At 71.9% G+C, this 26,266-nt stretch carries 25 protein-coding genes; 12 read left to right on the top strand and 13 right to left on the bottom strand.

Features of this window, described 5'->3' with window-relative positions:
- The gene (amaP, locus tag ACFU97_RS39655) at window positions 1-579 is read left to right on the top strand and encodes an alkaline shock response membrane anchor protein AmaP (RefSeq protein ID WP_384266424.1); all 579 of its coding nucleotides are present in this window, start codon (window positions 1-3) and stop codon (window positions 577-579) included.
- A gap of 10 nt (window positions 580-589) precedes the next feature.
- Here amaP and ACFU97_RS39650 read toward each other — a convergent pair whose 3' ends face one another.
- From ACFU97_RS39650 to ACFU97_RS39630, 5 genes are all read right to left on the bottom strand, one after another.
- The gene (locus ACFU97_RS39650; RefSeq protein WP_384266422.1) at window positions 590-1,345 is read right to left on the bottom strand and encodes an SDR family oxidoreductase; all 756 of its coding nucleotides are present in this window, start codon (window positions 1,343-1,345) and stop codon (window positions 590-592) included.
- 5 nt (window positions 1,346-1,350) lie between these two features.
- Window positions 1,351-3,141: a glycoside hydrolase family 15 protein gene (locus ACFU97_RS39645; protein ID WP_384266419.1), complete on the bottom strand. Its 1,791-nt coding sequence runs from the start codon at window positions 3,139-3,141 to the stop codon at window positions 1,351-1,353.
- Between the two features lie 84 nt (window positions 3,142-3,225).
- On the bottom strand, window positions 3,226-4,017 hold the full coding sequence (locus ACFU97_RS39640) for an SURF1 family protein (RefSeq protein ID WP_384266417.1): 792 nt from the start codon (window positions 4,015-4,017) through the stop codon (window positions 3,226-3,228).
- A 64-nt stretch (window positions 4,018-4,081) separates the two neighbouring features.
- Window positions 4,082-4,315: a hypothetical protein gene (locus ACFU97_RS39635; RefSeq protein WP_384266415.1), complete on the bottom strand. Its 234-nt coding sequence runs from the start codon at window positions 4,313-4,315 to the stop codon at window positions 4,082-4,084.
- Window positions 4,316-4,378: 63 nt separating this feature from the next.
- On the bottom strand, window positions 4,379-5,359 hold the full coding sequence (locus ACFU97_RS39630) for a DEDDh family exonuclease (protein ID WP_384266413.1): 981 nt from the start codon (window positions 5,357-5,359) through the stop codon (window positions 4,379-4,381).
- A 182-nt stretch (window positions 5,360-5,541) separates the two neighbouring features.
- On the opposite strand from ACFU97_RS39630, the gene ACFU97_RS39625 reads away from it, so the two are divergent.
- From ACFU97_RS39625 to ACFU97_RS39595, 7 genes are all read left to right on the top strand, one after another.
- Window positions 5,542-6,339: an acetoacetate decarboxylase family protein gene (locus tag ACFU97_RS39625; RefSeq protein ID WP_384266411.1), complete on the top strand. Its 798-nt coding sequence runs from the start codon at window positions 5,542-5,544 to the stop codon at window positions 6,337-6,339.
- Window positions 6,339-7,223, top strand: a complete 885-nt coding sequence (locus tag ACFU97_RS39620) for an SDR family NAD(P)-dependent oxidoreductase (RefSeq protein WP_384266409.1) — start codon at window positions 6,339-6,341, stop codon at window positions 7,221-7,223. The genes ACFU97_RS39625 and ACFU97_RS39620 overlap by 1 nt, the downstream gene beginning before the upstream one ends.
- 13 nt (window positions 7,224-7,236) lie before the next feature.
- A complete protein-coding gene (locus ACFU97_RS39615) occupies window positions 7,237-8,529 on the top strand; it encodes an amidohydrolase family protein (protein WP_384266406.1) in 1,293 nt (430 codons plus the stop codon).
- Entirely contained in the window at window positions 8,526-9,752 is a 1,227-nt protein-coding gene (locus ACFU97_RS39610; RefSeq protein WP_384266404.1) for an amidohydrolase family protein, read from the top strand. The genes ACFU97_RS39615 and ACFU97_RS39610 overlap by 4 nt, the downstream gene beginning before the upstream one ends.
- Window positions 9,753-9,777: 25 nt before the next feature.
- Window positions 9,778-10,488: a VIT family protein gene (locus ACFU97_RS39605; protein WP_384266401.1), complete on the top strand. Its 711-nt coding sequence runs from the start codon at window positions 9,778-9,780 to the stop codon at window positions 10,486-10,488.
- 65 nt (window positions 10,489-10,553) lie between these two features.
- The gene (locus ACFU97_RS39600) at window positions 10,554-11,444 is read left to right on the top strand and encodes a sterol desaturase family protein (RefSeq protein ID WP_384266399.1); all 891 of its coding nucleotides are present in this window, start codon (window positions 10,554-10,556) and stop codon (window positions 11,442-11,444) included.
- 167 nt (window positions 11,445-11,611) lie between these two features.
- A complete protein-coding gene (locus ACFU97_RS39595; protein WP_384266397.1) occupies window positions 11,612-12,655 on the top strand; it encodes a zinc-dependent alcohol dehydrogenase family protein in 1,044 nt (347 codons plus the stop codon).
- A gap of 3 nt (window positions 12,656-12,658) precedes the next feature.
- Here the strand turns inward: ACFU97_RS39595 and ACFU97_RS39590 are convergent, their stop codons facing one another.
- The 3 genes from ACFU97_RS39590 to ACFU97_RS39580 form a co-directional block, all read right to left on the bottom strand.
- On the bottom strand, window positions 12,659-13,669 hold the full coding sequence (locus ACFU97_RS39590) for a CopD family protein (protein WP_384266395.1): 1,011 nt from the start codon (window positions 13,667-13,669) through the stop codon (window positions 12,659-12,661).
- A 142-nt stretch (window positions 13,670-13,811) separates the two neighbouring features.
- Window positions 13,812-15,182 (bottom strand): CoA transferase, encoded by a 1,371-nt coding sequence (locus tag ACFU97_RS39585; RefSeq protein WP_384266393.1) that lies wholly within the window; start codon window positions 15,180-15,182, stop codon window positions 13,812-13,814.
- Between the two features lie 115 nt (window positions 15,183-15,297).
- The gene (locus tag ACFU97_RS39580) at window positions 15,298-16,824 is read right to left on the bottom strand and encodes a S8 family serine peptidase (protein WP_384266390.1); all 1,527 of its coding nucleotides are present in this window, start codon (window positions 16,822-16,824) and stop codon (window positions 15,298-15,300) included.
- 252 nt (window positions 16,825-17,076) lie between these two features.
- On the opposite strand from ACFU97_RS39580, the gene ACFU97_RS39575 reads away from it, so the two are divergent.
- From ACFU97_RS39575 to moaA, 3 genes are all read left to right on the top strand, one after another.
- Window positions 17,077-17,433 carry a DUF485 domain-containing protein gene (locus ACFU97_RS39575; RefSeq protein WP_384266389.1) on the top strand — a complete coding sequence of 119 codons (357 nt, stop codon included), beginning with the start codon at window positions 17,077-17,079 and terminating at the stop codon, window positions 17,431-17,433.
- Window positions 17,430-19,055: a cation acetate symporter gene (locus ACFU97_RS39570; RefSeq protein WP_384266387.1), complete on the top strand. Its 1,626-nt coding sequence runs from the start codon at window positions 17,430-17,432 to the stop codon at window positions 19,053-19,055. The genes ACFU97_RS39575 and ACFU97_RS39570 overlap by 4 nt, the downstream gene beginning before the upstream one ends.
- A gap of 180 nt (window positions 19,056-19,235) precedes the next feature.
- The gene (gene moaA, locus ACFU97_RS39565; protein WP_384266385.1) at window positions 19,236-20,225 is read left to right on the top strand and encodes a GTP 3',8-cyclase MoaA; all 990 of its coding nucleotides are present in this window, start codon (window positions 19,236-19,238) and stop codon (window positions 20,223-20,225) included.
- Here the strand turns inward: moaA and ACFU97_RS39560 are convergent.
- Window positions 20,222-20,461, bottom strand: coding sequence for a hypothetical protein (locus ACFU97_RS39560; RefSeq protein ID WP_384266384.1), 240 nt, complete (start codon window positions 20,459-20,461; stop codon window positions 20,222-20,224). The two genes, moaA and ACFU97_RS39560, sit on opposite strands and share 4 nt — an antisense overlap.
- Window positions 20,462-20,813: 352 nt before the next feature.
- The gene (locus tag ACFU97_RS39555; RefSeq protein WP_384266381.1) at window positions 20,814-21,212 is read right to left on the bottom strand and encodes a DUF3099 domain-containing protein; all 399 of its coding nucleotides are present in this window, start codon (window positions 21,210-21,212) and stop codon (window positions 20,814-20,816) included.
- Window positions 21,213-21,458: 246 nt separating this feature from the next.
- Here ACFU97_RS39555 and ACFU97_RS39550 point away from each other — a divergent pair, with 246 nt between their 5' ends.
- Window positions 21,459-21,740 carry a GlsB/YeaQ/YmgE family stress response membrane protein gene (locus tag ACFU97_RS39550; protein WP_384266379.1) on the top strand — a complete coding sequence of 94 codons (282 nt, stop codon included), beginning with the start codon at window positions 21,459-21,461 and terminating at the stop codon, window positions 21,738-21,740.
- 63 nt (window positions 21,741-21,803) lie between these two features.
- Here the strand turns inward: ACFU97_RS39550 and tyrS are convergent, their stop codons facing one another.
- The 3 genes from tyrS to ACFU97_RS39535 are packed head-to-tail and all read right to left on the bottom strand — an operon-like array spanning window position 21,804 to window position 26,043.
- A complete protein-coding gene (gene tyrS / locus ACFU97_RS39545) occupies window positions 21,804-23,072 on the bottom strand; it encodes a tyrosine--tRNA ligase (protein WP_384266376.1) in 1,269 nt (422 codons plus the stop codon).
- 56 nt (window positions 23,073-23,128) lie between these two features.
- On the bottom strand, window positions 23,129-24,523 hold the full coding sequence (locus ACFU97_RS39540; RefSeq protein WP_384266374.1) for a metallopeptidase TldD-related protein: 1,395 nt from the start codon (window positions 24,521-24,523) through the stop codon (window positions 23,129-23,131).
- Entirely contained in the window at window positions 24,520-26,043 is a 1,524-nt protein-coding gene (locus ACFU97_RS39535) for a TldD/PmbA family protein (protein WP_384266371.1), read from the bottom strand. Before ACFU97_RS39535 ends, ACFU97_RS39540 begins: the two co-directional genes overlap by 4 nt.
- Between the last annotated feature and the right edge of the window lie 223 nt (window positions 26,044-26,266).

Raw genomic sequence — 26,266 nt, 5'->3', positions numbered from 1 at the left:
GTGCTCAGGACCGTCAATCGCGTGCTGATCGCCCTGGTGGGCCTGGTGCTGCTGGTGCTGGGCGGCGCCGTGCTGGCCGTGGGCCTCGGGGTGCGGCCGCCCTCCTGGTGGATCCACGACGGCCGGCACGACGTGCTGCTCAGCGACGCCGAGCGCACCCACTGGAGGGACTCCGGCTGGTGGTGGCCGACCGTCATCGCCGCGCTGGCCGTGCTCGTCCTGATCGCCCTGTGGTGGCTGACCGCGGTGCTGCGCCGGCGCCGGCTCGCCGAGGTGCTGGTGGACACCGGCGACGGCGAGGGCGCGCTGCTGCGGGGCCGGGCCCTGGAGAACGTACTGGCGGGCGAGGCGGGCCAGTTGGAGGGTGTGGCGCACGCCCGCGCCCGGCTGACCGGCGGCCGGACCGCCCCCGAGGCGCGCCTCCGGCTCGAACTGGAACCGCACGTGGACCCGGGAACGGCCCTGTCCCACCTGACCGCAGAGGCGCTGGCGCACGCCCGCGACTCGGCCGGTCTCGCGGCCCTTCCCGCGGAGGTGCGGATGAAGGCGGTCAAGCACCGGGCGGAGCGGGTGAGTTGAGCGCCCGCGCTCAGAAGCCGTGCCGCATGCCGCCGTCGACCGGCACCATGATCCCCGTCAGGTAGGAGGCGGCCGGGGACAGCAGGAACGCCGCCGTACGCCCGAACTCGTCCGGCGTGCCGTAGCGGCGCAGCGGGATACGGGACTCGTTGGCCGCGCGCGTCGCCTCGGGATCGGCGGACATCCCGTCCAGCTCGCGCACGCGGTCCGTGTCGATGCGGGCCGGGAGCAGCCCGACCACCCGGATGCCGCGCGGCCCCAGCTCGTCCGCGATCGACTTGGCGAAGCCGGCCAGGCCCGGCCGCAGGCCGTTGGAGATGGTCAGCGCCGGGATCGGCTCGTGCACCGAGCCGGACAGCACGAACCCGATCACACCGCCGGCCTCCAGCTCCGCGGCCGCCGCCCGGGCGAGCCGGACCGCGCCCAGGAACACCGACTCGAACGCCGTACGCCACTGCTCGTCCGTGTTGTCCGCGAGGAACCCGGCCGGCGGCCCGCCGACGCTGATGAGGATGCCGTCGAAGCCGCCGAACCGCTGCCGCGCGGCCTGGATGAGCCGCTCCGGCGCGTCCGGGTCGGCGTTGTCCACGGCGATCCCGGCGGCGTTCGGCCCCAGCTCCGCCGCCGCGTCCGCGACCCGCTTCTCGTCCCGCCCCGTGACGACCACCTTCGCGCCGTCCGCGACGAGCTCGCGCGCGGCGGCGTTGCCGAGGCCGCGCGTGGCCCCGGTGACGACGTACACCCGGTCCTTCAGTCCAAGATCCATGGCCCCTATCCTGCCTGCTCGCCCCCGAACAGGGCGAGGGCGGTGTTCACCAGGCCGACATGGCTGAAGGCCTGGGGGAAGTTGCCGAGCTGCCGGTGCTCCACGGGGTCGTACTCCTCGGAGAGCAGGCCCACGTCGTTGGTGAGGCCCACCAGCCGTTCGAACAGCTCCCGGGCCTCCTTGCCGCGGCCCGTCAGATGCAGGGCGTCCGCCAGCCAGAACGAGCACACCAGGAAGGTGCCCTCGTCGCCGGGCAGCCCGTCGACCGCCGGGCCGTCCGTGCTGTAGCGGCGCAGGAAGCCGTCCTGGCCCAGCTCCTCGCGGACCGCGTCCACGGTGCCGAGCACCCGCGGGTCGTCGGGCGGCAGGAAGCCGACGCGGGGGATGAGCAGGACCGCGGCGTCGAGTTCGGCCGAACCGTAGTACTGCGTGAAGGTGTTGCGCCGCGCGTCGAAGCCCTTCTCGCACACCTCGCGGTGCACCTCGTCGCGCAGCGCGCGCCAGCCGTCGAGATCGCCGCTCAGCTCCGGGTTCTCCTCCAGGGTGCGGACCGCGCGGTCGGCGGCCACCCACACCATGACCTTGGAGTGCACGAAGTGGCGCCTGCCGCCCCGCACCTCCCACAGGCCCTCGTCCGGCTGGCGCCACTGCTCCCGCAGCCACTCCATCAGGGCGGCCTGGATGTCCCACATGTGAGGCTTCGCGGGCAGGCCCTCGCGCCGGGCCAGATAGAGGGAGTCCATCACCTCGCCGTACACGTCCAGCTGGAGCTGGCTGACGGCCTCGTTGCCGATGCGCACCGGCCGCGACCCGGCGAAGTCCGACAGCCACGGCAGCTCGAACTCCGGCAGCCGCCGCTCGCCCCCGAGGCCGTACATGATCTGCAGGTCGGCCGGGTCGCCCGCGACCGCGCGCAGCAGCCAGTCCCGCCACGCCTCGGCCTCCTCGCGGTAGCCCGCCGACAGACCGACGTTCAGGGTCAGGGTGGAGTCGCGCAGCCAGCAGTAGCGGTAGTCCCAGTTGCGGACGCCGCCCGGCTGCTCGGGCAGCGAGGTGGTGGCCGCGGCGACGATGCCGCCGGTCGGCCGGTAGGTGAGCGCCTTGAGCGTGATCAGGGAGCGGACGACGGTGTCGCGGTACGGGCCGGCGTAGCGGCAGCGGCGCGCCCACTGCCGCCAGTCGTGGACGCTGGCGCGCAGCGCCTCGTGCGGGTCGACGAGCGGCGGGCGCGGCTCGTGCGAGGGGTGCCAGGTCAGCACGAACGCGACCTTCTCGCCCTCCTTCACCGTGAACTCCGAGTGCGTGGCACGGTCCTTGCCCCAGGTCTCGACCTGCGGCTCGCTGCGCAGCCACACCGAGTCCGGCCCGGCGACGGCCACCCGGTGGCCGCCGGACCTGCGCATCCACGGCACGATCGAGCCGTAGTCGAAGCGGATCCGCAGGGTGCTGCGCACGGTGACGTGGCCGCGCAGGCCCTCCACGACGCGCACGAGCTCGGGCGCGCGGTCGCGCTGGGGCATCAGGTCGGTGACCCGGATCGCGCCCTTGCCGGTCTCCCACTCGGTGTCCAGCACCAGGGTGTCCGGGCGGTAGGCGCGGCGGGTGCAGTGGCCGGACGCGTGCTTCGGCGCGATCCGCCAGTGGCCGTTGTCCTCGTCGCCGAGCAGCCGGGCGAAGCAGGCCCCGGAGTCGAACCGGGGCAGGCAGAGCCAGTCCACGGAGCCGTCCCGGCCGACCAGGGCGGCGGTCTGCTCGTCGCCGATGAGGGCGTAGTCCTCGATGCGGTGGTGGTGCACGCAGTTGCGGATTCCCGGCCCGGGCGCCGGGCAATCAGGGCCAGGTCCGCGGGAGTGACGCGCGAGGGGTGCGGGACGCGTGGGTCAGACGGCGGCGGGTTCCGTCTCCTCGGACGTCGCCTCGGCCGACGCCTCCTCGCGGTCGCGGCGCTCGCGCCGCACCAGGACCCACCAGCCCACCGGCACGGCGGCGGCGAACAGCCACCACTGGATCATGTACGCGTAGTTCAGCGGGGCGTCCTCGCTGCCGGGGTCGGAGATCTGCTCGGGGCTGCCGCCCTTCGGCTCCGGCGCCGTCTGCTCGACGTAGCCGCCGAGGACCGTGGCGCCCAGACGGCGCGCCTGCTCCTCGCTGTTGATCAGCATGATCTGCCGGGGAGGCAGTCCCTTGATCTCCTTGATGCCGCTGGCCGCGGTCGTCTCGTCGGCCTTCAGCCGGCCCTCGATGGTGACCTTGCCGGCGGGCGGCGCGGGGATCTTCGGGAAGGTGGTCTGCGCGCCGTTCGCCGGGATCCAGCCGCGGTTGACCAGCAGCACCTTGCCGTCCGTGAGGACGAACGGGGTCAGGACGTGGAAGCCGACCTCGTCGTCGGAGTTGGTGCGGCGCCGCACGACGACCTCGTGGGCGGTGTCGAAGGTGCCCGTCGCGGTGACGGTGCGGTACTTCTCGGCCGTGGTCACGGCGTGTCCGGGCGAGCTGAGCCGCTCCACGGGTACCGGCTTGGCGTGCAGCGCCGAGGAGACCAGGTCGTTGCGGGCGGTCCGCATCTCGTAGCGGTGCTTCTGCCAGATGCCCAGCCTGATCATGGTGGGGATCAGCACGAGGGCGACGAGGGTGAGGATCACCCACTGCCGGGACAACAGGAAGCGGTACACCCCACGACGGTACCTCCCGGTCGTGGGGTGTCAGCGCGTGGGGTGCCGCGGGGCGGGCGGGGGGTCACACCTTGTCGACGATCCCCGCCTTGCCCTCCTCGCGGGCGCAGTGCGCTCCGCAGTACCAGTGGCCCTCGACCTCCACGCCCTGGCCGATGATCGACACCCGGCAGTGCTCGCACTGGGGTGCCATCCGGTGGATCGCGCAGGAGAAGCAGTCGAAGACGTGCACCGCTCCCTGAGCATGCACCTCGAAGGACATTCCGTAGTCATTGCCACATACTTCACAGGTCGCCATGCGCCACAGGGTGAGCCCTCGCCGTCGCACGGGCGAGTGGGCGGCGGGCGAGTCGCGCGGCAATCACCCGTCCGAGGGCTCCACGTCCCGCAGCAGCTGGCCGAACGCCGCCTCGTCCACCACCGGTGTGCCGAACTGCCGCGCCTTGACCACCTTGGAGGTGCCCGAGTCCGGGTCGTTCGTCACGAGCAGGCTGGTCAGCCGGGACAGGCTCGTCGCCACGTGCAGCCCCGCCTCGGTCGCGCGGTCCTCCAGCAGCTCCCGCTCGACGGAGGTGTCGCCGGAGAAGGCGACCCGCATGCCCTGCTTGAGCGGCCGGCCGTCCTCGTAGCGCCCGGGGTTGGGGTAGGGGCACGCGGGCCGCTTGCGGGCCGGGCGCCAACTGGTGGGCCGGTAGCCGCCGTAGCCGCCGGACTGGCGCGGCACGGGCCGGTCGGTCCACTCCGTCAGCGGCCGGCACTCCAGCAGCGGCAGCCGTACGTCCCCCTGGGCGGCGGCCCGCAGGCTCGGCCGGAACGCCTCCGCCAGCACGCGCGCGTCGTCCAGCGCGTGGTGCGCGCGCTGCTGCACCACGCCGAAGTGGGCGGCCAGCGACTCCAGCTTGTGGTTGGGCAGCGGCAGGCCCAGCTCCTTCGACAGCGCGATGGTGCACAGCCGCTGCCGCACCGGCGCCTCGATCCGCACGCGCGCGTACTCCCGCGCGATCATCTGCCAGTCGAAGACCGCGTTGTGCGCGACGAGGACCCGGTCCCGCAGCCGGTCCGCGAGCTCCTCGGCGATGTCCTGGAAGAGGGGCGCGCCCTCGAGCATCTCGCTCGTCAGACCGTGGATCCACACCGGGCCCGGGTCCCGCTCGGGGTTGACCATCGTGTACCAGTGGTCCTCGACCTCGCCGCGCGCGTCCAGCCGGTAGACGGCCGCGGAGATGATCCGGTCGTCCCGGGCCAGGCCCGTGGTCTCCACGTCAACGACCGCGTATCCCAGCGGATACGCGGCCGGCCACGCTGTGGGGGAGGACGCTGCGGTCGTTTGGTCTTCGAGCATGGTCCCTGAGGATACGGGCCGCCACTGACAGTCCTGACCGTCAGGTGGCCTTCCACGCCGCGCCGTTCGCGTGCCGCGAATGGCGCGAATGTCTGTGCCCGTGGCTATGGACCTTTTCGGTCCCCGGTGCGACCGTGCTGCCCGCCCGGCGTGTGACCCTCGACGGAAGGGCGGTACGGCGTATGGCACGCGTACGGTACGGCGCACGGACCGAGGCGGAGATCGCCGCCGCGCGCACGGCGAGCGCGCGGCTTCCCGACATCTGGTCCACCGGGGTCGTGGCCCTGTGGGAGACCGACCCGGACGCACTCGCCGCGGTCCTGCCGCCACCGCTCAAACCCACCGGCAGGCCACTGGTCCGGGTGAACATCAGCAAGGTCGAACTGACCGGATACCCCCTCGGAGCGGGCTCGTTCGCGGTCGCCGCGAGCCACGCGGGCGTCGACGGCTGGTATCCGCTCGTCATGCCGATGACCCACGAGCGGGCCCTCACCGGCGGCCGCGAGGTCTTCGGGGAGCCGAAGAAGCTGGGCGAGGTGGCGGTCGAGCGGGCCGGGCTCGTCGTGCGCGCGTGGATGGCCCGGCACGGCATCCCGTTCGTCGAGGTGCGCGGCGCGGTGGACGGCGAGCTGCCGCTGCCGGAGCCGAGCCGGAAGACCGACTTCTACTTCAAGTTCCTTCCCGCGGTGGACGGTTCGGGCTTCGACGCCGACCCGGTGCTGATCCACTGCCTGCGCCACGAGAAGGTGCGCAGGCTGGAGCGCGTCACCGGGGACGTCGTCCTGCGCGAGTCCATGTACGACCCGGTCGCCGACCTCCCGGTCCGCACCCTGGTCGACATCACCATCGGCGAGAAGACCAGCGACCAGCGCGGCAGGGTCGTCGAACGGGTCGCCGCCGAGGCCCTGTTGCCCTACGTCCACCAGCGCTACGACGATCCGCGGCAGGTCCACGACGCGCCGCCCGAGGGGAGCGCCTGATGGAGCTGCGGGCCGGACAGGTCGCCGTCGTCACCGGCGCCGCGAGCGGGATCGGGCTCGCGATGGCCCGGCGCTTCGCGGCCGAGGGGCTGAAGGTCGTCCTCGCGGACGTCGAGCCGGACGCACTGGACAAGGCCGCCTTTGGGCTGCGCGCCGAGGGCGCCGACGTGTACGCGCGCGTGGTGGACGTCGGGGAGCGCCAACAGGTGCTGGATCTCGCCGAGTCGGCGTACGACACCTACGGCGCCGTCCATGTGCTGTGCAACAACGCCGGAGTCGGCTCGGGCGCCGAGGGCCGGATGTGGGAGCACGAGCCGAACGACTGGAAATGGGCGTTCTCCGTCAACGTGTGGGGTGTCTTCCACGGCATCCAGGCATTCCTGCCACGGATGATCAAGTCTGGTCAACCCGGTCATGTCGTCAACACGTCCTCCGGGGACGGCGGCATCGCCCCGCTGCCCACCGCCTCCGTCTACGCCGTCACCAAGGCGGCCGTGGTGACGATGACCGAGTCCCTCTACGCCCATCTCCGGGCCGAGCACGCGCGCGTGGGCGCGTCGGTGCTCTTCCCCGGACCGCACATGCTGCGCACCGGCCTGTGGGAGTCGCACCGCAACCGGCCCGCGCGCTACGCCAAGGAGCGGCCGCGCCGGACGCCGTACCGCAGCGTGGACCAGTGGGAGAGCGCGATGCGCGAGGCGGGCAAGGAGGTGCACTTCACGCCCGTGGAGGAGGTCGCGGACCTCGTCGTCGAGGGCGTCCGCGCCGGCCGCTTCTGGCTGCTGCCGCCGAGCGAGCACAGCGACGCCCAGATCCGCGCGCGGGCCCGCTCGATGCTCGACCGCACCAACCCGTCGTATCTCGAGAGCTTCATCCTGGACTGACAAGGGGGACCGCGTGACCGGCCAGGACCCGCAGGACCCGTACCTGATCATCTCCTCCGACTGCCACGCCGGGCTGCCCACCGAGGAGTACCGGCCCTATCTGGACGCGCGCTTCCACCGGGACTTCGACGACTTCCTCGCCGGCCGCGACCGCCGCCGCGAGGAGATGACACGGCTCGGCATCCGCAACGAGGCGTTCGCGAGCAAGTGGTTCCAGGACAACGAGGAAGGGCTGCGCGGGGGCTGGGACGCCGCGCAGCGGCTCAAGGAGCTCGACGGCGACGGGGTGGCGGCCGAGGTGGTCTTCCCCGACGCGGACGCGGTCGACAGCCGGACCGCCGCCCCCTTCGGAGTCGGTCTCGGCCTCTCCGGCGACCAGGACCCGGAGCTGGGCATGGCGGGCGCGCAGGCGCACAACCGCTGGCTGGCCGACTTCGTCTCGGAGCACCCCGAACGGCACTGCGGGGTCGCCCTGCTGCCGATCACGGCCGACACGGACCGCGTGGTCGCCGAGGTGCACCGGGCCAGGGAGTCCGGCCTGCGCGCCCTGATGATCCCGGCCATGTGGGTCGACAAGGAGCCCTACCACGACCGCCGTTACGACCCGGTGTGGGCGGCGGCCGTCGAGTGCGCGATGCCGGTGGTGACGCACTCGGGTGCCGCCCCGCGCCACGAGTACGGCGACCATCTGGGCATCTACGTCTCCGAGGTCACCTGGTGGCCCGCGCGCCCGCTCTGGTTCCTGCTGTGGTCCGGCGTCCTCGAACGCCATCCGGGCCTGAAGTTCGGTGTGGCGGAGTCGGGTTGCTGGTGGCTGCCGAACCTTCTGTGGTTCATGGACCGCCTCTACCTGGGCGCGCACGGCGGCAAGAAGCTCTCCCCGTTCCAGGAGCTGAAGCGCCCGCCGCACGAGTACCTGGACCGCCAGGTCTTCATCTGCGCGACCAACACCAAGCGCCGTGAACTGGCCCAGCGCTACGAGATCGGCGTCGGCAACATCCTGTGGGGCAGCGACTTCCCGCACCCCGAGGGCACCTGGCCCGACACGCGCGCGTGGCTGCGGCGCACCTTCCACGACATCCCGGTGGACGAGACCCGCCGCATGCTGGGTACGGCGGCGGCGGAGGTCTTCGGCTTCGACGTGGCCAGGCTCGGCCCGCTGGCCCGCCGCATCGGCCCCACCCCGGCCGACCTCGGCCAGCCCGACGACCAGGCGGCCGTGGCGGCGTCCTGGGCGCGCTCGCGCGAGGTGGGCAGGCACTGGCTGACCGACCACGACTTCCCGACCCTGGGGGTGACGCAGTGAGCGACCGGTACACGGTCATCTCGGCCGACTGCCACGCCGGAGCCGACCTGCTGGACTACAGGCCGTACCTGGACAAGCGCTACCACGACGACTTCGACGTGTGGGCGGCGACGTACGTCAACCCGTACGAGGACCTGCTCGCCGACACGGCCGACAAGAACTGGAACTCCGGGCGCAGGGTGGCGGAGCTGGAGGAGGACGGCATCGTCGCGGAGGTCGTGTTCCCGAACACGATCCCGCCGTTCTTCCCCTCCGGCTCGCTGATGGCGCCCGCCCCGACCCCGGAGGAGTTCGAGCGCCGCTGGGCCGGGCTGCGCGCCCACAACCGCTGGCTCGCGGACTTCTGCGCGCAGGCGCCGGGCCGCCGGGCGGGCGTCTTCCAGATCCTCCTGAACGACGTGGACGCGGCGGTCGAGGAGATCAGATGGGCGGCCGGCGCGGGCCTCAAGGGCGGCCTGATGCTGCCCGGCACACCCCCGGGCTCGGGCCTGCCCGAGCTCTACTCGCAGGCGTACGACCCCATCTGGGCGGTCTGCGAGGAGCTGGGCGTCCCCGTGAACCACCACGCGGGCTCGGCCTCCCCGCCGCTGGGCGACGAACCGGCCGCCCGCGCCGTCTTCATGGTCGAGACGACCTGGTTCTCCCACCGCGCCCTGTGGCACCTGGTCTTCGGCGGCGCGTTCCGCCGCCACCCCGGGCTGAAGCTGGTGCTGACCGAGCAGGGCTCGGGGTGGATCCCCGGGGTGCTCGACATGCTGGACTACTACCACGGGCGGCTGGTGGCCGCCGCGACCCGGGCGAGCACCGCCGAGTCCAAGTTCGGCGCGGGGCTGGCCGCCCGCATGGGCCGGCCGCCGTCCGAGGTGTGGCACGAGAACTGCTTCGTCGGCGCCAGCTTCATGCGCCCCCACGAGGTGCCGCTGCGCGACCGCATCGGCATCGGCAAGATCATGTGGGGCAGCGACTACCCGCACGACGAGGGGACCTACCCGTACTCCAGGGAGGGCCTGCGCATCGCCTACGCGGGCGTGCCGCGCGACGAGGTCGCGGCCATGGTCGGCGGGAACGCGGCCCGCGTCTACGGCTTCGACCTGGACCTGCTGGACCCGATCGCGGCCAGGGTGGGCCCGACGGTCGAGGAGGTCGCGCAGCCGCTGGAGAAGCCGCCGGCGGACGCGACGAGCCCGGCGTTCGCGCGGGGAGCGTCGGTACGCGTGTGGTGACGCCCGCGGTGGCATCCTCCCGTGTGTGACGCAACCTACGCACGACGAGGCGCACGCGGGCGCGCTGGGGCAGCGCCTGAACTGGCTGCGGGCGGCCGTGCTCGGCGCGAACGACGGCATCGTCTCCACGGCGGGCCTCGTCGTGGGCGTGGCCGGCGCGACCGACGACCGCACCGCGCTGCTCACCGCCGGGCTCGCCGGCCTGCTGGCCGGTTCGATGTCGATGGCCGCGGGCGAGTACGTGTCCGTCTCCACCCAGCGGGACTCGGAGATGGCCGCACTCGCCCTGGAGCGGCGGGAGTTGCGCGAGCAGCCGGAGGCCGAGCTGGACGAGCTGACCGAACTGCTGCAGCAGCGCGGGATGTCGCGCGAGGTGGCCCGCGAGGCGGCCGAGCAGCTGACCGAACGGGACGCGCTCAGGGCGCACGCGCGCGTGGAGCTCGGCATCGACCCCGACGAGCTGACCAACCCCTGGCACGCGGCGTGGGCGAGCTTCCTGTCGTTCACCGTGGGGGCGCTGCTGCCGCTGCTGGCGATCGTGCTGCCGCCGCCGGACTGGCGGCTCGGGGTCACGGTGGTGTCGGTGCTGGCGGCCCTCGCCCTCACGGGCTGGAGCAGCGCACGCCTGGGCGCCGCGAAGCCGCGGCCGGCCATCCTGCGGAACGTGGTCGGCGGCGCCCTCGCCATGGGAGTCACCTACGCGGCAGGAGCCCTGCTCGGGGCCGTGGGAGCCTGACGGCCCGCGATACTTGTGGGTAACAACGTCTAGCCGTCGCCGATCAGCGGCCCTACGGTGCGTACATGCCGAACCTGCCCGATGCCGTGCTGCTGTCGATACCCGCCTTCGTGCTGCTCACCGTCGTCGAGATGATCAGCGTGCGCATCCATCCGGACGAGGACGCCGCGGGATACGAGGCCAAGGACGCCGCGACGAGCATCGGGATGGGGCTCGGCAGTCTCTTCTTCGACTTCCTCTGGAAGATCCCGATCGTCGGCATCTACGGTGCGGTCTACGAACTGACCCCGCTGCGCGTGCCGGTGCTGTGGTGGACCGTCGCCCTGATGCTGCTCGCCCAGGACTTCTTCTACTACTGGCAGCACCGAGGCCACCACGTCGTCCGCATCCTGTGGGCCTGCCACGTCGTCCACCACTCCAGCCGGAAGTTCAACCTCTCCACCGCGCTGCGCCAGCCCTGGACGTCCCTCACGTCCTGGCCGTTCTACGTCCCCCTGATCGCCGCCGGCGTGCACCCGGCCGCCCTCGCGTTCTGCTCCTCGGTGAACCTCGTCTACCAGTTCTGGATCCACACCGAGCGGATCGACAAGATGCCGCGCTGGTTCGAGTTCGTCCTCAACACGCCGTCCCACCACCGCGTCCACCACGCCTCCCAGGGCGGCTACCTGGACCGCAACTTCGGCGGCATCCTCATCGTCTGGGACCGGATGTTCGGCTCGTTCGTGGCCGAGGGCCGGCGGCCCGTCTACGGGTTGACCAAGAACATCAACACGTTCAACCCGGTCAAGGTGGCCACCCACGAGTACGTGTCCATCGTCAACGATGTACGGGCGGCCAGGAGTTGGCGCGAGCGGGCCGGGCGGGTGTTCCGCGGGCCGGGCTGGCGGCCGGCACCGGTGACGCAGCCGGCCGCGGTCGCGGAACCGGCCGCCGCCGAGGGAACCGCGGCCGCGTGACGACCCGGCCCCCTTCCTCCGGGTGACGGTGCCCACGTCCGTCCCGGCACGGTTCCCGCTGGTCCGGGCGCCCTCGCCGCGCGGCCCGCACCGGTGGCGGCGTACGGTGAAGTGCGCTCGCCACCCCTGGGCGCGCCCACGAACACAGCACGAGAAGGACCCTCGCCATGCGCGCCACCACCATCCACGCCCCCTACGACATGCGCGTGGAGGACGTGCCCGAACCCGTGGCGCAGCTGCCCACCGACGCCGTGGTGCGGGTGCTGCGCGCCTGCATCTGCGGCAGCGACCTGTGGGCGTACCGCGGCGAGGCGGCCCGGCAGCCGGGGCAGCGGATCGGGCACGAGTTCCTCGGCGTCGTCGAGGAGACCGGCTCCGAGGTGAGCACGGTGCGCCGCGGCGACCTCGTCGTCGCGCCTTTCATGTGGTCCGACGGCGTCTGCGACTACTGCCGCGAGGGCCTGACCACCTCCTGCGAGCACGGCGGCTTCTGGGGGGCCGTCGGCCACGACGGCGGCCAGGGCGAGGCCGTGCGCGTGCCGTTCGCCGACGGCACGCTCGTGCAGCTCCCCAAGGAGGCCGCGTCCGACGACCGCCTCCTGTCCTCCCTGCTGACCCTCTCCGACGTCCTCGGCACCGGCCACCACGCCGCCCTCGGCGCGGGCGTGCGCCCCGGTGCCACGGTCGCCGTCGTCGGTGACGGAGCGGTCGGCCTGTGCGCGGTGCTCGCCGCCAGGCGGCTCGGCGCGGAGCGGATCATCGCCCTCGGCCGCCACGAGGTCCGTACGGACATCGCGCGCCGCTTCGGCGCCACGGACGTCGTCGCCGAGCGCGGGGACGCGGCCGTCGAGGCGGTGCGGGAGCTCACCCGCGGACAGGGCGCGCACGCGGTCGTCGAGGCCGTCGGCACCGAGCAGTCCATGCGTACGGCGGTCGGCATCTCCCGCGACGGCGGCGCGATCGGCTTCGTCGGCGTGCCGCACGGCAGCGGCACCGGTCTCGATCTCAGCGTCATGTTCGACCGGAACATCGCGCTGCGCGGCGGCGTCGCACCGGTCCGCGCCTACATCCCGGAGCTGCTGCCGGACGTCCTGGACGGCACCGTCGACGCCTCCCCGGTCTTCGACATGACGGTCGGTCTGGAGGGCGTCCCGGACGGCTACAAGGCGATGGACGAGCGCACCGCGCTCAAGGTGCTGGTGACCAACTGACGCTCACCATCTGATCGGCAGCGGCAGCGCCGTCAGCAGCCCCGACACCGCGACCACCACGCCCAGCACGGCGACCTCCGCGCGCGCGGGGGAGCAGGCGGTCAGCGGGTCGGCGGCACGGCTCAGGCGGATGCGCGCCCACAGGGCGAGCAGCGCGACGCTGGCCACCAGGATCACCTTGGCGAGCAGGACGCGTCCGTACGCCGTCGCCGTCAGCTGGTCGAGGACGGTGTGCGGCGGCATCCGGCGCAGCGAACTCCACACCCCCGTCGCGGTGATGGCGGCGAGCAGGACCGCCGCCACGCGCGCGTAGAGCCCGAGCAGCGCGGGGCCCGCCTCCGACGGGCCCCAGTGGCGCAGGGTGCGCAGCGCGTGCAGCAGGCCGCCCGTCCACAGGGCGGCGCACGCCAGGTGGACCAGCGTGAGCCCCGACCCGAGCAGCGGGTTGTGCTCGGGGGCGGGGTGCGCGCGCAGGGCCTCCGCCACGATCACCGCGGCCAGGGGCCACACCTGGGTCGCGGGATGGCGCGAGCGGGCGCACAGGAGGGCCGCGAGGAAGGCGTTGACCTCGATCAGCGCCAGCTTGCCGTCCCGGGAGTCGTACAGGCCGCCGACGTCGATCTGGGCGACGCTGTGCGGCACCAGGTTGCCCGTGGACACCACCGAGGCCAGCCCCAGCGCGGCCAGCAGACCGGCGCAGGCCGCGTACGGCGCCCAGCTGCGGGGCGGTGCGGCGGCGGGGGAGCCGGGCAGCGCTCGGGCCAGGCGGTCGACGAACAGCTCGCCCACGGGGACGCACAGCGCGGCGAACAGCACCGCCCGGAGCAGCGCGATGCCGCCCACACCGGGTGCGGCGGCCTCGCCGGTGCCGTGCAGCGCGGCGGACGGCGCGAGCAGGGGGATGAGCCCCGCCAGCGCCACCAGGACGAGGACGGCCACGGCCCGGACGGTTCCGGGACGCCGTATCGGCCCGTTCGCGTCGGCCGCCCCGGCCGTGGGTCTGGTCAACGTCACCTCGAGATCCTCACCGGCCGTCGCAGAACCGGGCAAGTGAAGTAAAACAACTGGCGGTACGGCATTCCGCCCATGGGTACGTTTTCGGTCGCGCCGGCGCTCAGCGGCCGCGGCTCAGCAGTTATGGCTCAGCAGTTGCGGCTCAGAGCCAGCGCGCGGGATCCGTCCCCCAGGGAACCGGCGGCCGCGCCCAGTCGGCGGGCCCGCCCGCGAAGGACACCGGCGACACGGCGTACCTCAACCGCCCCAGCGCGCCGTCCCGTTCGGCGAGCCAGGGGCCGGGCCCGTCGTACGCGGCGTCCTCGGGGCTCGCCTCCGTGGCGGCGATGCCGCCGGTCAGCCACTCGGCCGTCCGCGCCAGCGCCAGCCGTACGAGCCTGCTGCCGCCGTCGTACGACTGCTCGGTGGCCGCTCGCAGCACGGCGGCGGCCAGCAGGTAGCCCGTGCCGTGGTCGAGCGCCTGCGCGGGCAGTGCGCCCGGCCGCTCCGCCGAGCCCTCGGTGACGGCGATCCCCGAGGCCACCTGCACCAGGCTGTCGAAGCCCCGCCGGCCGCCCCACGGCCCGTACGCACCCCAGGCCGACACCTGGGCCACGACCAGCCCGGGCCGCCGCTCGGCGAGCGCCCGCGGCGACAGCCCGAACCGGTCCAGGGTGCCCGGCCGATAGCCGGTGACGACCACGTCCGCGGTCTCCAGCAGGTCCTCGAAGGCGCGCCGATCGGCCGTGAGGTCGAGAGTCGCGGAGCGCTTCCCGAACCCCGTGTCGGCGTGCTGGTCGGGCAGTTCGGGCAGCTGCGGCGGGTCCACGCGCAGCACGTCCGCGCCCAGCAGCGCGAGCGTGCGGGTGGCGACCGGGCCCGCGAGGACCCGCGTCAGGTCCAGCACCCGGAGGCCCGCGGCGGGCAGCAGAGGAGTGCCGCCGAGAGGAGGGAGGACGCGCGCGTGCGCCGCGTCCAGCCGCTCGCGCTCCACCAGCGGCCGCGCGGCCACGGCGACCGCCTGCTCGTGCGCCGCCCATTCCTTGGGCGTCCGCAAGGCCACGGCCAGCCCGCCGGCCGCGTACACCGACTCCTCGATCTCCAGCGAGGACCGTTCCGCCAAGGCCGCCTCGACGGCGGTCACGTCCTCGGGCACGCCCAGTACGTCCAGCAACCGGGCACGGTGGTGCGGGTAGTTGGCATGCGTCCGCACCCACCCGTCCGCCGTCCGCCACATCCGCGACAACGGCGCGAAGGTGACCGGGGCCCGCCCGTCCACCAGCAGATTCCGTTCGCTGTGGAAGGCCGCGGCGACGGCCCCGTCGTCGACCACCACTGCGGGCACCTGCGCGAGCCCGCCCCGCCGCGCCGCCAGCTCGGCGGCGGCCAGCGCACAGGCACCGACGCACGCCCGCGCCGACTCCCGTACGGGAAGCCGCGCTTCGAGTGCTCCCCGGCGGGCCACGGTGGAGACCCGCGCGGCCAGGGCGGGATCGCCGCCCAGCTCCGTCCATGCCGTCTTGATTTCCATCATGACAGCACTATGCATTATTGATTCAATCAATATATCGGGCTGGATCGGGGCGCACAGACGTGACAGGGCCGGACGGATCCACTCCGTCCGGCCCCTCATGTCATCGTGCGGGTTGCTACTTCACGGCACGCAGCGCGTTCACGATGCCGAAGCCGTAGAAGCCGTTCACACGCTTGCCGCCCACGCAGGTCGCGTCGACGACCCCGTCGCCGTTGCCGTCGTACGGCGCGGTCGGGCAGCCCGGGTTGTCGGCCTGCGCCTTGAGGAGCGCCTGGAGCTGCGCCGGGGTGGCGTGCGGATGCGTCGACTTCAGCAGCGCCGCGACGGCCGCGACGTGCGGCGAGGCCATCGAGGTGCCCTGCAGGAAGCCGTACTGGTTGTTCGGCAGCGTGGACAGGATGCGGCCGTCCTTCGACGGGGTGTCCGCGGCCTTGTACTTGTCGCCGCCCGGTCCCGCGACGTCGATGACGCCGTCGCCGTAGCTGGAGTAGTAGGACTTGGCGCTCGTGACGCCGGTCGCGCTGACCGTGACGACACCCGGCAGCTGGGTCGGCACGTCGAAGCACTCGTGCGGGTCGACGGTGCGCGTCACCGCGGTCGAGTCGTCGGGGCTGGAGTCGTCGACGAGGGCGTTCGAGTCGAGGTCGTCGTTGGAGTTGCCCGCCGAGGCGACATTGAGCGTGCCCTTGTGCTGGGCGTACAGCTGGGCCCTGTTGACCGCATCGACGATGGCACGTTGATCCGGGTCGTTCATGCAGTTGTACAGCCACGGGTCCACGTAATAGCTGTTGTTGGTGACCTCGATGCCGTGGTCGGCGGCGAACACGAAGGCGCACACGACGCTCTCCGGGAAGAACAGCGAGTTCGCGTCCGGCTGCGCCACCGTGATGCTCGCGACCTTCACGCCGGGAGCGACGCCCGCGACGCCGATGCCGTTGCGGGCCGCGGCGATCTCGCCCGCCACATGCGTGCCGTGGTAGTGGTCGGCGTCCACCGGCCGCCAGGCGCCGTACGTCGTGTCGGCCCTGCCGCTCACGCAGTTCGCGGACTGCGAGGCGGAGAAGTTGGGCGCGATGTCGGGGTGGGTGTCGTCCACGCCGGTGTCGATGACGCCGACTGTCACCTTCCTGCTGCCCGGGTCGATACGCGACGCCTTGTCGGCGCCGATCGCCCTGAGGTCCCACTGGTCGGCCTCGAGCGGCTCCTGGCCGGTCGCCGCACTCGCGGCGGCCTTCGCGGCCTCGGCCTTGGAGAGGTACTGGACCGCTCCCTCGTCCGTGGTGCCGGCCGCGGTCACCGGCGAGGTGCGCGAGGCACCCGCCGACTGCACGCCGCGCACCTTGCGTATCTTCGCGGCGAAATCGGGGTTCGCGGAATGCGCGACGATGACGCCGATCTTCTCGTACGCGACCACGACGCTGCCGCCGTTGGCCGCGATCGCCTTCTCCACCGACGCGATGGTGTGACGGTCCGTCCTGGTGTTGACGAGGTACGCGTAGGTTCCCGCGTCCGCCGCCTGCGCCGTGGACTCCGCGTACGGGGCGGCCTGCGCCGCCGCCGGCAGGAAGCCGAGCGAGGCCGTCAGGGACAGCACGACCGGTACGGCGAGGGCGAGCCGGCGTCTGGAACGCAGATGAGCCATGGGATCTCCACATCATCCGGAAACGGAACCGCCCGAGACACGGTGGCGCTCGGGCAGGTACATGACGGGCGGTGCAGGCCAGAAACTAACCCCCGAAGGTGCTGGTCAGCAATGAGTTGCCCAAGACGAGTCCGGAAACTGGTCAAGCGAGTTGAACCCGCCATCGCGTGGCGCCGTGACCTTGAGCAGGGAGCACGAGGACACTCGCCCCCGATCCCCGTCACAACCGCATCCGCAACGCGAGGAGACTCCGTGGCCACCGAGACACCGCCCCCCTCGAAAACCCAAGCCCGGCTTCCTTCCACCGAGGAGTTCGTCGCGGAGCAGGAGAGCGCGGAGTTCGGTGAACTGCGCCGCTCCTACCGCTCCTTCGCCTTCCCGCTGACCGTCGGCTTCATCGCCTGGTACCTGCTCTACGTCCTGCTGTCGAACTACGCGGGCGACTTCATGGGCACCAAGCTGTTCGGCAACATCAACGTCGCCCTGGTGCTGGGCCTCGCCCAGTTCCTCACCACGTTCCTCATCGCCTGGTGGTACTCGCGGCACGCCGCCGCGAAGCTCGACCCGAAGGCCGAAGCCATCAAGTCCCGTATGGAGGGCGGCGCATGAGCCCCGTTCACAGCACCCTGCTCGCGGCCGGAGAAGCGAGCGAGCACCGGCCGCTGATCATCACCCTGTTCTCGGTGTTCGTCGTCGCGACCCTCGTCATCACCGTGTGGGCCGGCCGCCAGACCAAGGACGCGGCCGACTTCTACGCCGGCGGACGGCAGTTCACCGCCTTCCAGAACGGCCTCGCGGTCTCCGGCGACTACATGTCCGCGGCGTCCTTCCTCGGCATCGCCGGCGCGATCGCGCTCGCCGGGTACGACGGCTTCCTGTACTCCATCGGCTTCCTGGTCGCCTGGCTGGTGGCCCTGCTCCTGGTCGCCGAGCCGCTGCGCAACTCGGGCCGCTACACGATGGGCGACGTCCTCGCCTACCGGATGCGCCAGCGCCCCGTCCGCACGGCGGCCGGCACCTCCACGATCGTCGTGTCGATCTTCTACCTGCTCGCGCAGATGGCGGGCGCCGGCGTCCTGGTCTCGCTGCTGCTCGGCATCACCAGCGACGGCGGCAAGATCGGCATCGTCGCCCTCGTCGGCGTCCTGATGATCGTCTACGTCACCATCGGCGGCATGAAGGGCACCACCTGGGTGCAGATGGTCAAGGCCGTGCTGCTGATCGTCGGCGCCCTGCTGCTGACCTTCCTGGTGCTGCTGAAGTTCCACTTCAACATCTCCGACCTGCTCGGTTCGGCCGCCGACAACAGCGGCAAGGGATCGGCGTTCCTGGAGCCCGGCCTGAAGTACGGCCTGACCTCGACGTCGAAGCTGGACTTCATCTCGCTGGGCATCGCCCTGGTCCTGGGCACGGCGGGCCTGCCGCACATCCTGATCCGCTTCTACACCGTGCCCTCGGCCAAGGCCGCCCGTAAGTCCGTCAACTGGGCGATCGGCCTCATCGGCGCCTTCTACCTGATGACGCTGGCGCTGGGCTTCGGCGCCGCGGCGCTCATCAAGCCGGACGAGATCATCGCCTCCAACAAGGCGGGCAACACGGCCGCCCCGCTGCTGGCGCTGCATCTGGGCGGCGTCGACTCCAACTGGGGCGCCATCCTGCTCGCCTCGATCTCCGCGGTCGCCTTCGCCACGATCCTCGCGGTCGTTGCCGGCCTGACCCTGGCCTCGTCCTCCTCGTTCGCCCACGACATCTACGCGAACGTCATCAAGAAGGGTGAGGCGAGCGAGAAGGAGGAACTGCGCGCGGCCCGCCTGGCGACGGTCGGCATCGGCGCCGTCTCCATCGTGCTCGGCGCCCTGGCCCGCGACCTGAACGTGGCCGGCCTGGTCGCCCTCGCGTTCGCGGTCGCCGCCTCGGCCAACCTGCCGACCATCCTCTACAGCCTCTTCTGGAAGCGGTTCACCACCTCCGGGGCGCTGTGGTCGATCTACGGCGGCCTGGTCACGGCGGTCGGCCTGGTGCTGTTCTCGCCGGTGGTCTCCGGCAAGGAGACGTCGATGTTCCCCGACGCCGACTTCCACTGGTTCCCGCTGGAGAACCCCGGCCTCGTCTCGATCCCGGTCGGCTTCCTGCTGGGCATCCTCGGCACCTACCTGTCGAAGGAGGAGCCGGACGCCGGCAAGTACGCGGAGCTGGAGGTCCGGTCGCTGACCGGCACCGGCGCCCACTGACGGGCAGCCGGCCGGCAACCAGCCGGAACGCCCCCTGAGCGGCCGCGTCGGAGAGATCTACGACGCGGCCGTGCCGTACCTCGTCGGATCGGGCCGATGTCGTTGTCAGCCGGGTCACGTAGGCTCGCACGTGACGGGAAATGATGACTGGGTACCGATCCGCTACGAGGGAGGGGCCACGTGCTTATCGACACCTACGGCCGAGTGGCCACCGACCTGAGGGTCTCGCTGACCGACCGGTGCAACCTGCGGTGCACGTACTGCATGCCGGAAGAGGGCCTGCAGTGGCTGGCGAAGCCCGATCTGCTCACCGACGACGAGATCGTCCGCCTCATCGGCATCGCCGTCACCTCGCTGGGCATCGAGGAGGTCCGCTTCACCGGCGGTGAACCCCTGCTCCGCCCGGGCCTGGTCGGCATCGTCGAGCGCGTCGCCGCGCTGGACCCGCGGCCCTGGATGTCCCTGACGACCAACGGCATCGGCCTCAAGCGCACGGCGGCGGCCCTCAAGGCGGCCGGCCTGGACCGGGTCAACGTCTCGCTGGACACCCTGCGCCCGGACGTCTTCAAGACCCTCACCCGCCGGGACCGGCACAAGGACGTCCTCGAGGGCCTCGAGGCGGCCCGCGCCGCGGAGCTGACCCCGGTCAAGGTCAACACCGTCCTGATGCCCGGGCTGAACGAGGACGAGGCCCCGGACCTCCTCGCATGGGCCGTGGAGAACGACTACGAACTGCGCTTCATCGAGCAGATGCCCCTGGACGCCCAGCACGGCTGGAAGCGCGAGGGCATGGTCACCGCGGGCGACATCCTCGCCGCCCTGCGCACCCGCTTCGAGCTGACCCCTGAGGGCTCCCAGGAGCGCGGCTCGGCCCCCGCCGAGCGCTGGATCGTCGACGGCGGCCCGCACCGCGTCGGCGTCATCGCCTCCGTCACCCGCCCGTTCTGCGCGGCCTGCGACCGCACCCGCCTGACCGCGGACGGCCAGATACGGACCTGCCTGTTCGCGCAGGAGGAGACCGACCTGCGCGCCGCGCTGCGCTCCGACGCCCCGGACGAGGAGATCGCCCGCATCTGGCGTCTGGCCATGTGGGGCAAGAAGGCCGGTTCGGGTCTGGACGACCCTTCGTTCCTCCAGCCGGACCGCCCCATGTCGGCGATCGGCGGCTAGGCCCCCTCGGGAGACTCCCACTCGGTCAGCAGGACCACGTCCTTCAGGAAGCCGCGCACCCCGAGGAACTGCGACAGGTGCTCCCGGTGCTCCTCACAGGCCAGCCACGTCTTCCGCCGCTCCGGCGTATGGATCTTGGGGTTGTTCCACGCCAGCACCCAGACGGCATCGACGCGACAGCCCTTGGCGGAGCAGATGGGGGTGGACGGTTCGGCGCCGGGAGCGTTCAGATTCACGCCGTCGACCCTAGCCGAGCCTCGTTCAGTGGCCGGCGCTCGCATGGCGTGACGTGGGAAGAACCATGACCGCAAGCCCGAGCGCCAGGAGGGTCGGACAGACGAACGTCAAGGGCATGAGCAGCGGCTGTTCCGGGGGCGTACAGGCGCGGCCGGCAGCCTGAAAAGGCGACGCCGAGCAGCCACGGGGGGAGCTGCCCGGCGTCGGTCCGTCGCTCCGACGGGGGATGCGGAGCGCTTAGGAAGTATGTCACGGGTCACCCGTCGCCCGGCACCGGAACAACATGATTGATCTGAGCATTTCTTGAGCTTTCCGCGGGGCCCGCGACCGTCTGCGCGGCGCCCGCCGGGATCACGCCCGGTCGCGCGGTTCGCTCCTCGCGCCCGGTGCGGGCTCGGACGCGACGTCTTCCGGGACCGGTTCCGAGACACGGTCGTCCGCCCGCGGCGGCGCAATCATCGGACGCGTGGGGACACCGAGGAACGACGACGGCAGCGACGGCGCGTTCTCCCGCCCCGCGTTCGCGATCACCACGGCGACGTAGGGGAGGACCAGCCCGAGCACCAACGCCACGACCGCGACGTACCGTTCGACGTTCCACAGCGAGGCCGCGAGGATCACCGCCAGCGTTCGGATGGACATCGAGATGACGTACCTGCGCTGGCGCCCGCGTACGTCCTCGTCCAGGCTCGTCCGGGCGCCGGTGATCCGGAACACCTGGCCCTTGCCGTCGCCATGCTGCTTCCGCATCTGATTCCACCATCCGCCCGCATCGGACTTTCCCCGTCCCCGTGCCCGGTCCGTCCCCGGTCGAGGGACGACTCCCGGACACGTCACACGGTACGCCGCGCCTGCGCCGCCTACGAGACCGGGGCACGTCCTGCCTGGGCGGACGGCCTCAGCCGTAGCGCGTACGGGCGTCCCCGACATGCGCCGTATTGTGCACGGGCCGACACTGGGAGTAATGCTCACGTCGAGCCGTACTAGGAGGCAGCCATGGGCTGGTTGTGGGCGATCATCGTGGGATTCGTACTGGGTCTGATCGCCAAGGCGATCATCCCCGGCAAGCAGCACAGCCCCCTCTGGCTGACCACCATCTGCGGCATGCTCGGCGCGATCGTGGGCAACGCGATCGCGCGCGCCGTCGGCGTCGAGTCGACCCGGGGCATCGACTGGAGCCGCCACGCCTTCCAGCTGGTGGCGGCGATCATCATCGTCTTCGTGGTCGACATGCTGTACATGGCGACGCTGGGCAAACGCAAACAGCAACGCGCCTGAGCAGCGACAAGGGCGCGGAACCGCGTCGGCACACGGTCCCGCACCCTGACGGCGCTCAGGCGCCTACGCCCCGGTCACCTCGACCGCGGCCAGATTCTTCTTGCCCCGGCGCAGCACCAGCCACCGTCCGTGCAGCAGCTCCTCCTTGCCGGGCACCGCGTCCTCGGAGGCGACCTTCACGTTGTTCACGTAGGCCCCGCCCTCCTTGACGGTCCGCCGCGCGGCCGACTTGCTGGCCACCAGCCCGACCTCGGCGAACAGGTCGACGACCGGGCCGAGTTCGGCGACCTGGACGTGCGGCAGCTCGGACAGGGACGCGGTGAGCGTCTTCTCGTCCAGCTCCGCCAGCTCGCCCTGGCCGAACAGCGCCTTGGACGCGGCGACGACGGCGGCCGTCTGGCCGGCGCCGTGCACCAGCGTCGTCAGCTCCTCCGCCAGCGCGCGCTGCGCGGCACGGGCCTGCGGACGCTCCTCGGTCTGCCGCTCCAGCTCCTCGATCTCCTCGTGGGACCGGAAGCTGAAGATGCGCAGGAACTTGGAGACGTCCCGGTCGTCCGCGTTCAGCCAGAACTGGTAGAAGGCGTACGGCGTGGTCATCTCGGGGTCGAGCCAGACCGTGCCGGACTCCGTCTTGCCGAACTTGGTGCCGTCGGCCTTGGTGATCAGCGGCGTGCCCAGCGCGTGCACCGCCGCGTCGGGCTCGACCTTGTGGATCAGGTCGGTGCCCGAGGTGAGGTTGCCCCACTGGTCGCTGCCGCCGGTCTGCAGGGTGCAGCCGTACCGCCGGTACAACTGCAGGAAGTCCATGCCCTGCAGGATCTGGTAGCTGAACTCCGTGTAGCTGATGCCCTCCTGGGACTCCAGGCGCCGGGCGACGGCCTCCTTCGCGATCATCTTGTTCACGCGGAAGTGCTTGCCGACGTCCCGCAGGAACTCGATGGCCGACAGGCCCTGCGTCCAGTCCAGGTTGTTCACCATGACCGCGGCGTTCGGGCCCTCGAAGTCCAGCAGCGGCGCGATCTGCCCGCGCAGCCGCTCGACCCACTGGGCCACGACCTCGGGGGCGTTGAGCGTGCGCTCGGAGTTGGGCTTGGGGTCACCGATCAGGCCGGTGGCACCTCCGACCAGGCCCAGCGGCCGGTTCCCGGCCTGCTGGATGCGGCGCATCGTCAGGATCTGCACGAGGTTGCCGAGGTGCAGGCTGGGCGCGGTCGGGTCGAAGCCGCAATAGAACGTGACGGGACCGTCCGCGAACGCCTTGCGCAATGCGTCCTCGTCAGTGGAGAGGGCGATCAGCCCGCGCCACTTCAGTTCGTCGACGATGTCCGTCACGGTTCTCGTATCTCCTTGATGATCTTCGGGCAGTCGCGCGACTACCGGCTACGAGGTTATACGCCCCGACTGACAGAGCTCATATTGAAGTCGGGCACCCGCAGCGCGGGCATCGCAGCCCTAGTGAACCAGTCGCTCCATTCCCGCGGCAGCGTCTTTTCCGTGCGTCCGGCCTCGGTCGCCCGTCCGAGCAGGTCCACCGGCGACTCGTTGAAGCGGAAGTTGTTGACCTCGCCGGTCACCTCGCCGTTCTCCACGAGGTACACGCCGTCCCGGGTCAGGCCCGTCAGCAGCAGCGTCGCCGGGTCGACCTCGCGGATGTACCACAGGCAGGTCAGCAGCAGCCCGCGCTCGGTGCTCGCGACCATCTCGTCCAGGGAGCGGTCCTCGCCGCCGGTCAGGACGAGGTTGTCGATCGCCGGGGCGACGGGCAGACCGGTCAGTCCGGCGCTGTGCCGGCTGGTGGTCAGATGCGTCAGCTCGCCCTCGCGCACCCAGTCGGTGGCCGCGAGCGGCAGGCCGTTGTCGAAGACCGACTGGTCGCCGCCCGAGGAGTGCGCGATCACGAAGGGCGCCGACTCCAGGCCCGGCTCGTTCGGGTCGCTGCGCAGGGTCAGCGGCAGCTCGCTGAGCCGGTCGCCCACGCGCGTGCCGCCGCCCGGCCGGGAGAACACCGTGCGGCCCTCGGCCGCGTCCCGGCCCGACGCCGACCACAGCTGGTAGATCAGCAGGTCCGCGACGGCGGTCGGTGGCAGCAGCGTCTCGTACCGCCCGGCCGGCAGGTCGATGTGCCGCTCGGCCCAGCCCAGGCGCACCGCGAGCTCCGCGTCGAGCGCCGCGGGGTCGACGTCCTTGAAGTCCCGCGTGGAGCGGCCCGCCCACGCCGAACGCGTGCGGTCGGGCGACTTGGCGTTCAGCTCCAGCGTCCCGTTGGGCTGGTCGTGGCGCAGCCGCAGCCCCGTCGACGTCCCCACGTAGCTCGTCACCAGCTCGTGGTTGGCGAAGCCGTACAGCTCGCGGCCGCCCGCACGCGCGCGTGCGAACGCCTCGCCGAGCGCCGGGGCGAAGTCGGCGAAGACCGCGGAGGTGGTCTCGGCGGGCGCGTCGGTGAAGTCCGGCGACTGCGCCACGCCCGTCACCAGGGGCTGCGCGTCCTCGGCGGGACCCGCTCCGCGCGCGGCGGCCTCGGCGGCCCGGACCAGGGGCTCCAGCTCGTCCGCGGTCACGGCCGAACGGGAGACGACACCGGAGGCCGTGCCCTCCTTGCCGTCGACGGTCGCGACGACCGTGAGCGTACGGCCGCGGGTGACGCCGTTCGTGGTGAGCGTGTTGCCGGCCCAGCGCAGGTTGGCGGTGGACCCCTCGTCGGCGATGACGACGCAGCCGTCGGCGGTGGACAGCTCCAGCGCCCGCTCGACGATCTCGTGCGGCTTGCTGGTACGGGCGCTCATCGACCGGCCTCCTGCGTGGTGTTGAGGATGTTGACGCCCTTGAAGAGCGCGGCGGGGCAGCCGTGCGAGACGGCGGCGACCTGGCCCGGCTGGGCCTTGCCGCAGTTGAAGGCACCCCCGAGGACATAGGTCTGCGGGCCGCCCACCGCGGCCATCGAGCCCCAGAAGTCGGTGGTCGTCGCCTGGTACGCGACGTCCCGCAGCTGCCCCGTGATCCGCCCGTTCTCGATCCGGAAGAAGCGCTGGCCGGTGAACTGGAAGTTGTAGCGCTGCATGTCGATGGACCAGGAGCGGTCCCCGACGACGTAGATGCCGCGGTCGACCCCGCCGATCAGGTCCTCGGTCGACAGCCCGGCCGGGTCCGGCTGGAGCGACACGTTGGCCATGCGCTGCACGGGGACGTGACCGGGGGAGTCCGCGAAGGCGCAGCCGTTGGAGCGCTCGAAGCCGGTCAGCTTCGCGATGCGCCGGTCCAGCTGGTAGCCGACGAGCGTGCCGTCCTTCACCAGGTCCCAGGACTGGCCCGCGACGCCCTCGTCGTCGTAGCCGACCGTGGCGAGGCCGTGCTCGGCGGTGCGGTCACCCGTGACGTTCATCAGCTCCGAGCCGTACCGCAGCTTGCCGAGCTGGTCGAAGGTGGCGAAGGAGGTGCCGGCGTAGGCGGCCTCGTAGCCGAGCGCGCGGTCCAGCTCGGTGGCGTGCCCGATGGACTCGTGGATGGTCAGCCACAGGTTGGACGGGTCGACGACCAGGTCGTACAGGCCTGACTCGACGCTCGGCGCGCGCATCTTCTCGGCGAGCAGCTCCGGGATCTGCTCCAGCTCGCCCTCCCAGTCCCAGCCGGTGCCGGTGAGGTACTCCCAGCCGCGCCCGACGGGTGGCGCGATCGTCCGCATCGAGTCGAACTCGCCGCTCGACTCGTCGACCGAGACGGCCGTCAGCTGCGGGTGCAGCCGCACGCGCTGCTGCGTCGTCACGGTCCCCGCGGTGTCGGCGTAGAACTTGTTCTCGTGCACGGTGAGCAGCGAGGCGTCGACGTGGTCCACGCCGTTCGCCGCGAGCAGCCGCGCGCTCCAGTCCGCCAGCAGCGCCGACTTCTCCTCGTCGGGCACGGTGAACGGATCGATCTCGTACGAGGAGATCCAGGTCCGGTCGGCGTGCACGGGCTCGGCGGCGAGTTCCACCCGCTCGTCCGACCCGGCCGCCTTGATCACCTGGGCGGAGAGCTTGGCCATCGCCACCGCCTGCGAGGCGACCTTGGCCGCGGCGTCGAGGTTCAGGTCCACGCCCGACGCGAAACCCCAGGTGCCGCCGTGCACGACCCGCACCGCGTACCCGAGGTCGGTGGTGTCCGACGAGCCGGCGGGCTTGGCGTCCCGGAACCGCCAGGACGCGTTGCGCACCCGCTCGAACCGGAAGTCCGCGTGCTCGGCGCCCAGCGCACGCGCGCGTGCCAGCGCCGCGTCGGCGAGGGCGCGTAGAGGAAGTGCCGTGAAGGCTTCGTCGATGGAATGAGGCACCGAGGTCTCTCCTTGCTGTCGTGACCCGTCGTGACCTGTGGTTGCTCCGATCATGTCGTGAGGCCGCCCGGCGGACCACAGGTTTCGGTCCGGTACGGCGAACTTTCTGTAGGGACCCGACAGCGAGTCCCGTTAGCCACTGTCGGTGCCCGATTGTCCGCCGGACGTCCCGGACCGATAGGTTTTCGAGGAAGCCGCCTGTCATCCAGGTGTTCGGGCGGAG

It is taken from the genome of Streptomyces sp. NPDC057616 (assembly GCF_042800575.1).
Taxonomy (GTDB): domain Bacteria; phylum Actinomycetota; class Actinomycetes; order Streptomycetales; family Streptomycetaceae; genus Streptomyces.
Note: the sequence above shows the minus strand (reverse complement) of the source record. Positions and strands in the feature narration are given on the sequence as shown.

Coding starts and splice junctions, on each gene's coding strand:
- ACFU97_RS39620 (WP_384266409.1), top strand. CDS start 6,339: ATGGAGCTGCGGGCCGGACAGGTCGCCGTCGTCACCGGCGCCGCGAGC.
- ACFU97_RS39540 (WP_384266374.1), bottom strand. CDS start 24,523: ATGAGCGCCCGTACCAGCAAGCCGCACGAGATCGTCGAGCGGGCGCTG.
- ACFU97_RS39595 (WP_384266397.1), top strand. CDS start 11,612: ATGCGCGCCACCACCATCCACGCCCCCTACGACATGCGCGTGGAGGAC.
- ACFU97_RS39635 (WP_384266415.1), bottom strand. CDS start 4,315: ATGGCGACCTGTGAAGTATGTGGCAATGACTACGGAATGTCCTTCGAG.
- ACFU97_RS39550 (WP_384266379.1), top strand. CDS start 21,459: ATGGGCTGGTTGTGGGCGATCATCGTGGGATTCGTACTGGGTCTGATC.
- ACFU97_RS39630 (WP_384266413.1), bottom strand. CDS start 5,359: ATGCTCGAAGACCAAACGACCGCAGCGTCCTCCCCCACAGCGTGGCCG.
- ACFU97_RS39650 (WP_384266422.1), bottom strand. CDS start 1,345: ATGGATCTTGGACTGAAGGACCGGGTGTACGTCGTCACCGGGGCCACG.
- ACFU97_RS39625 (WP_384266411.1), top strand. CDS start 5,542: ATGGCACGCGTACGGTACGGCGCACGGACCGAGGCGGAGATCGCCGCC.
- ACFU97_RS39555 (WP_384266381.1), bottom strand. CDS start 21,212: ATGCGGAAGCAGCATGGCGACGGCAAGGGCCAGGTGTTCCGGATCACC.
- ACFU97_RS39580 (WP_384266390.1), bottom strand. CDS start 16,824: ATGGCTCATCTGCGTTCCAGACGCCGGCTCGCCCTCGCCGTACCGGTC.
- ACFU97_RS39585 (WP_384266393.1), bottom strand. CDS start 15,182: ATGATGGAAATCAAGACGGCATGGACGGAGCTGGGCGGCGATCCCGCC.
- ACFU97_RS39570 (WP_384266387.1), top strand. CDS start 17,430: ATGAGCCCCGTTCACAGCACCCTGCTCGCGGCCGGAGAAGCGAGCGAG.
- ACFU97_RS39600 (WP_384266399.1), top strand. CDS start 10,554: ATGCCGAACCTGCCCGATGCCGTGCTGCTGTCGATACCCGCCTTCGTG.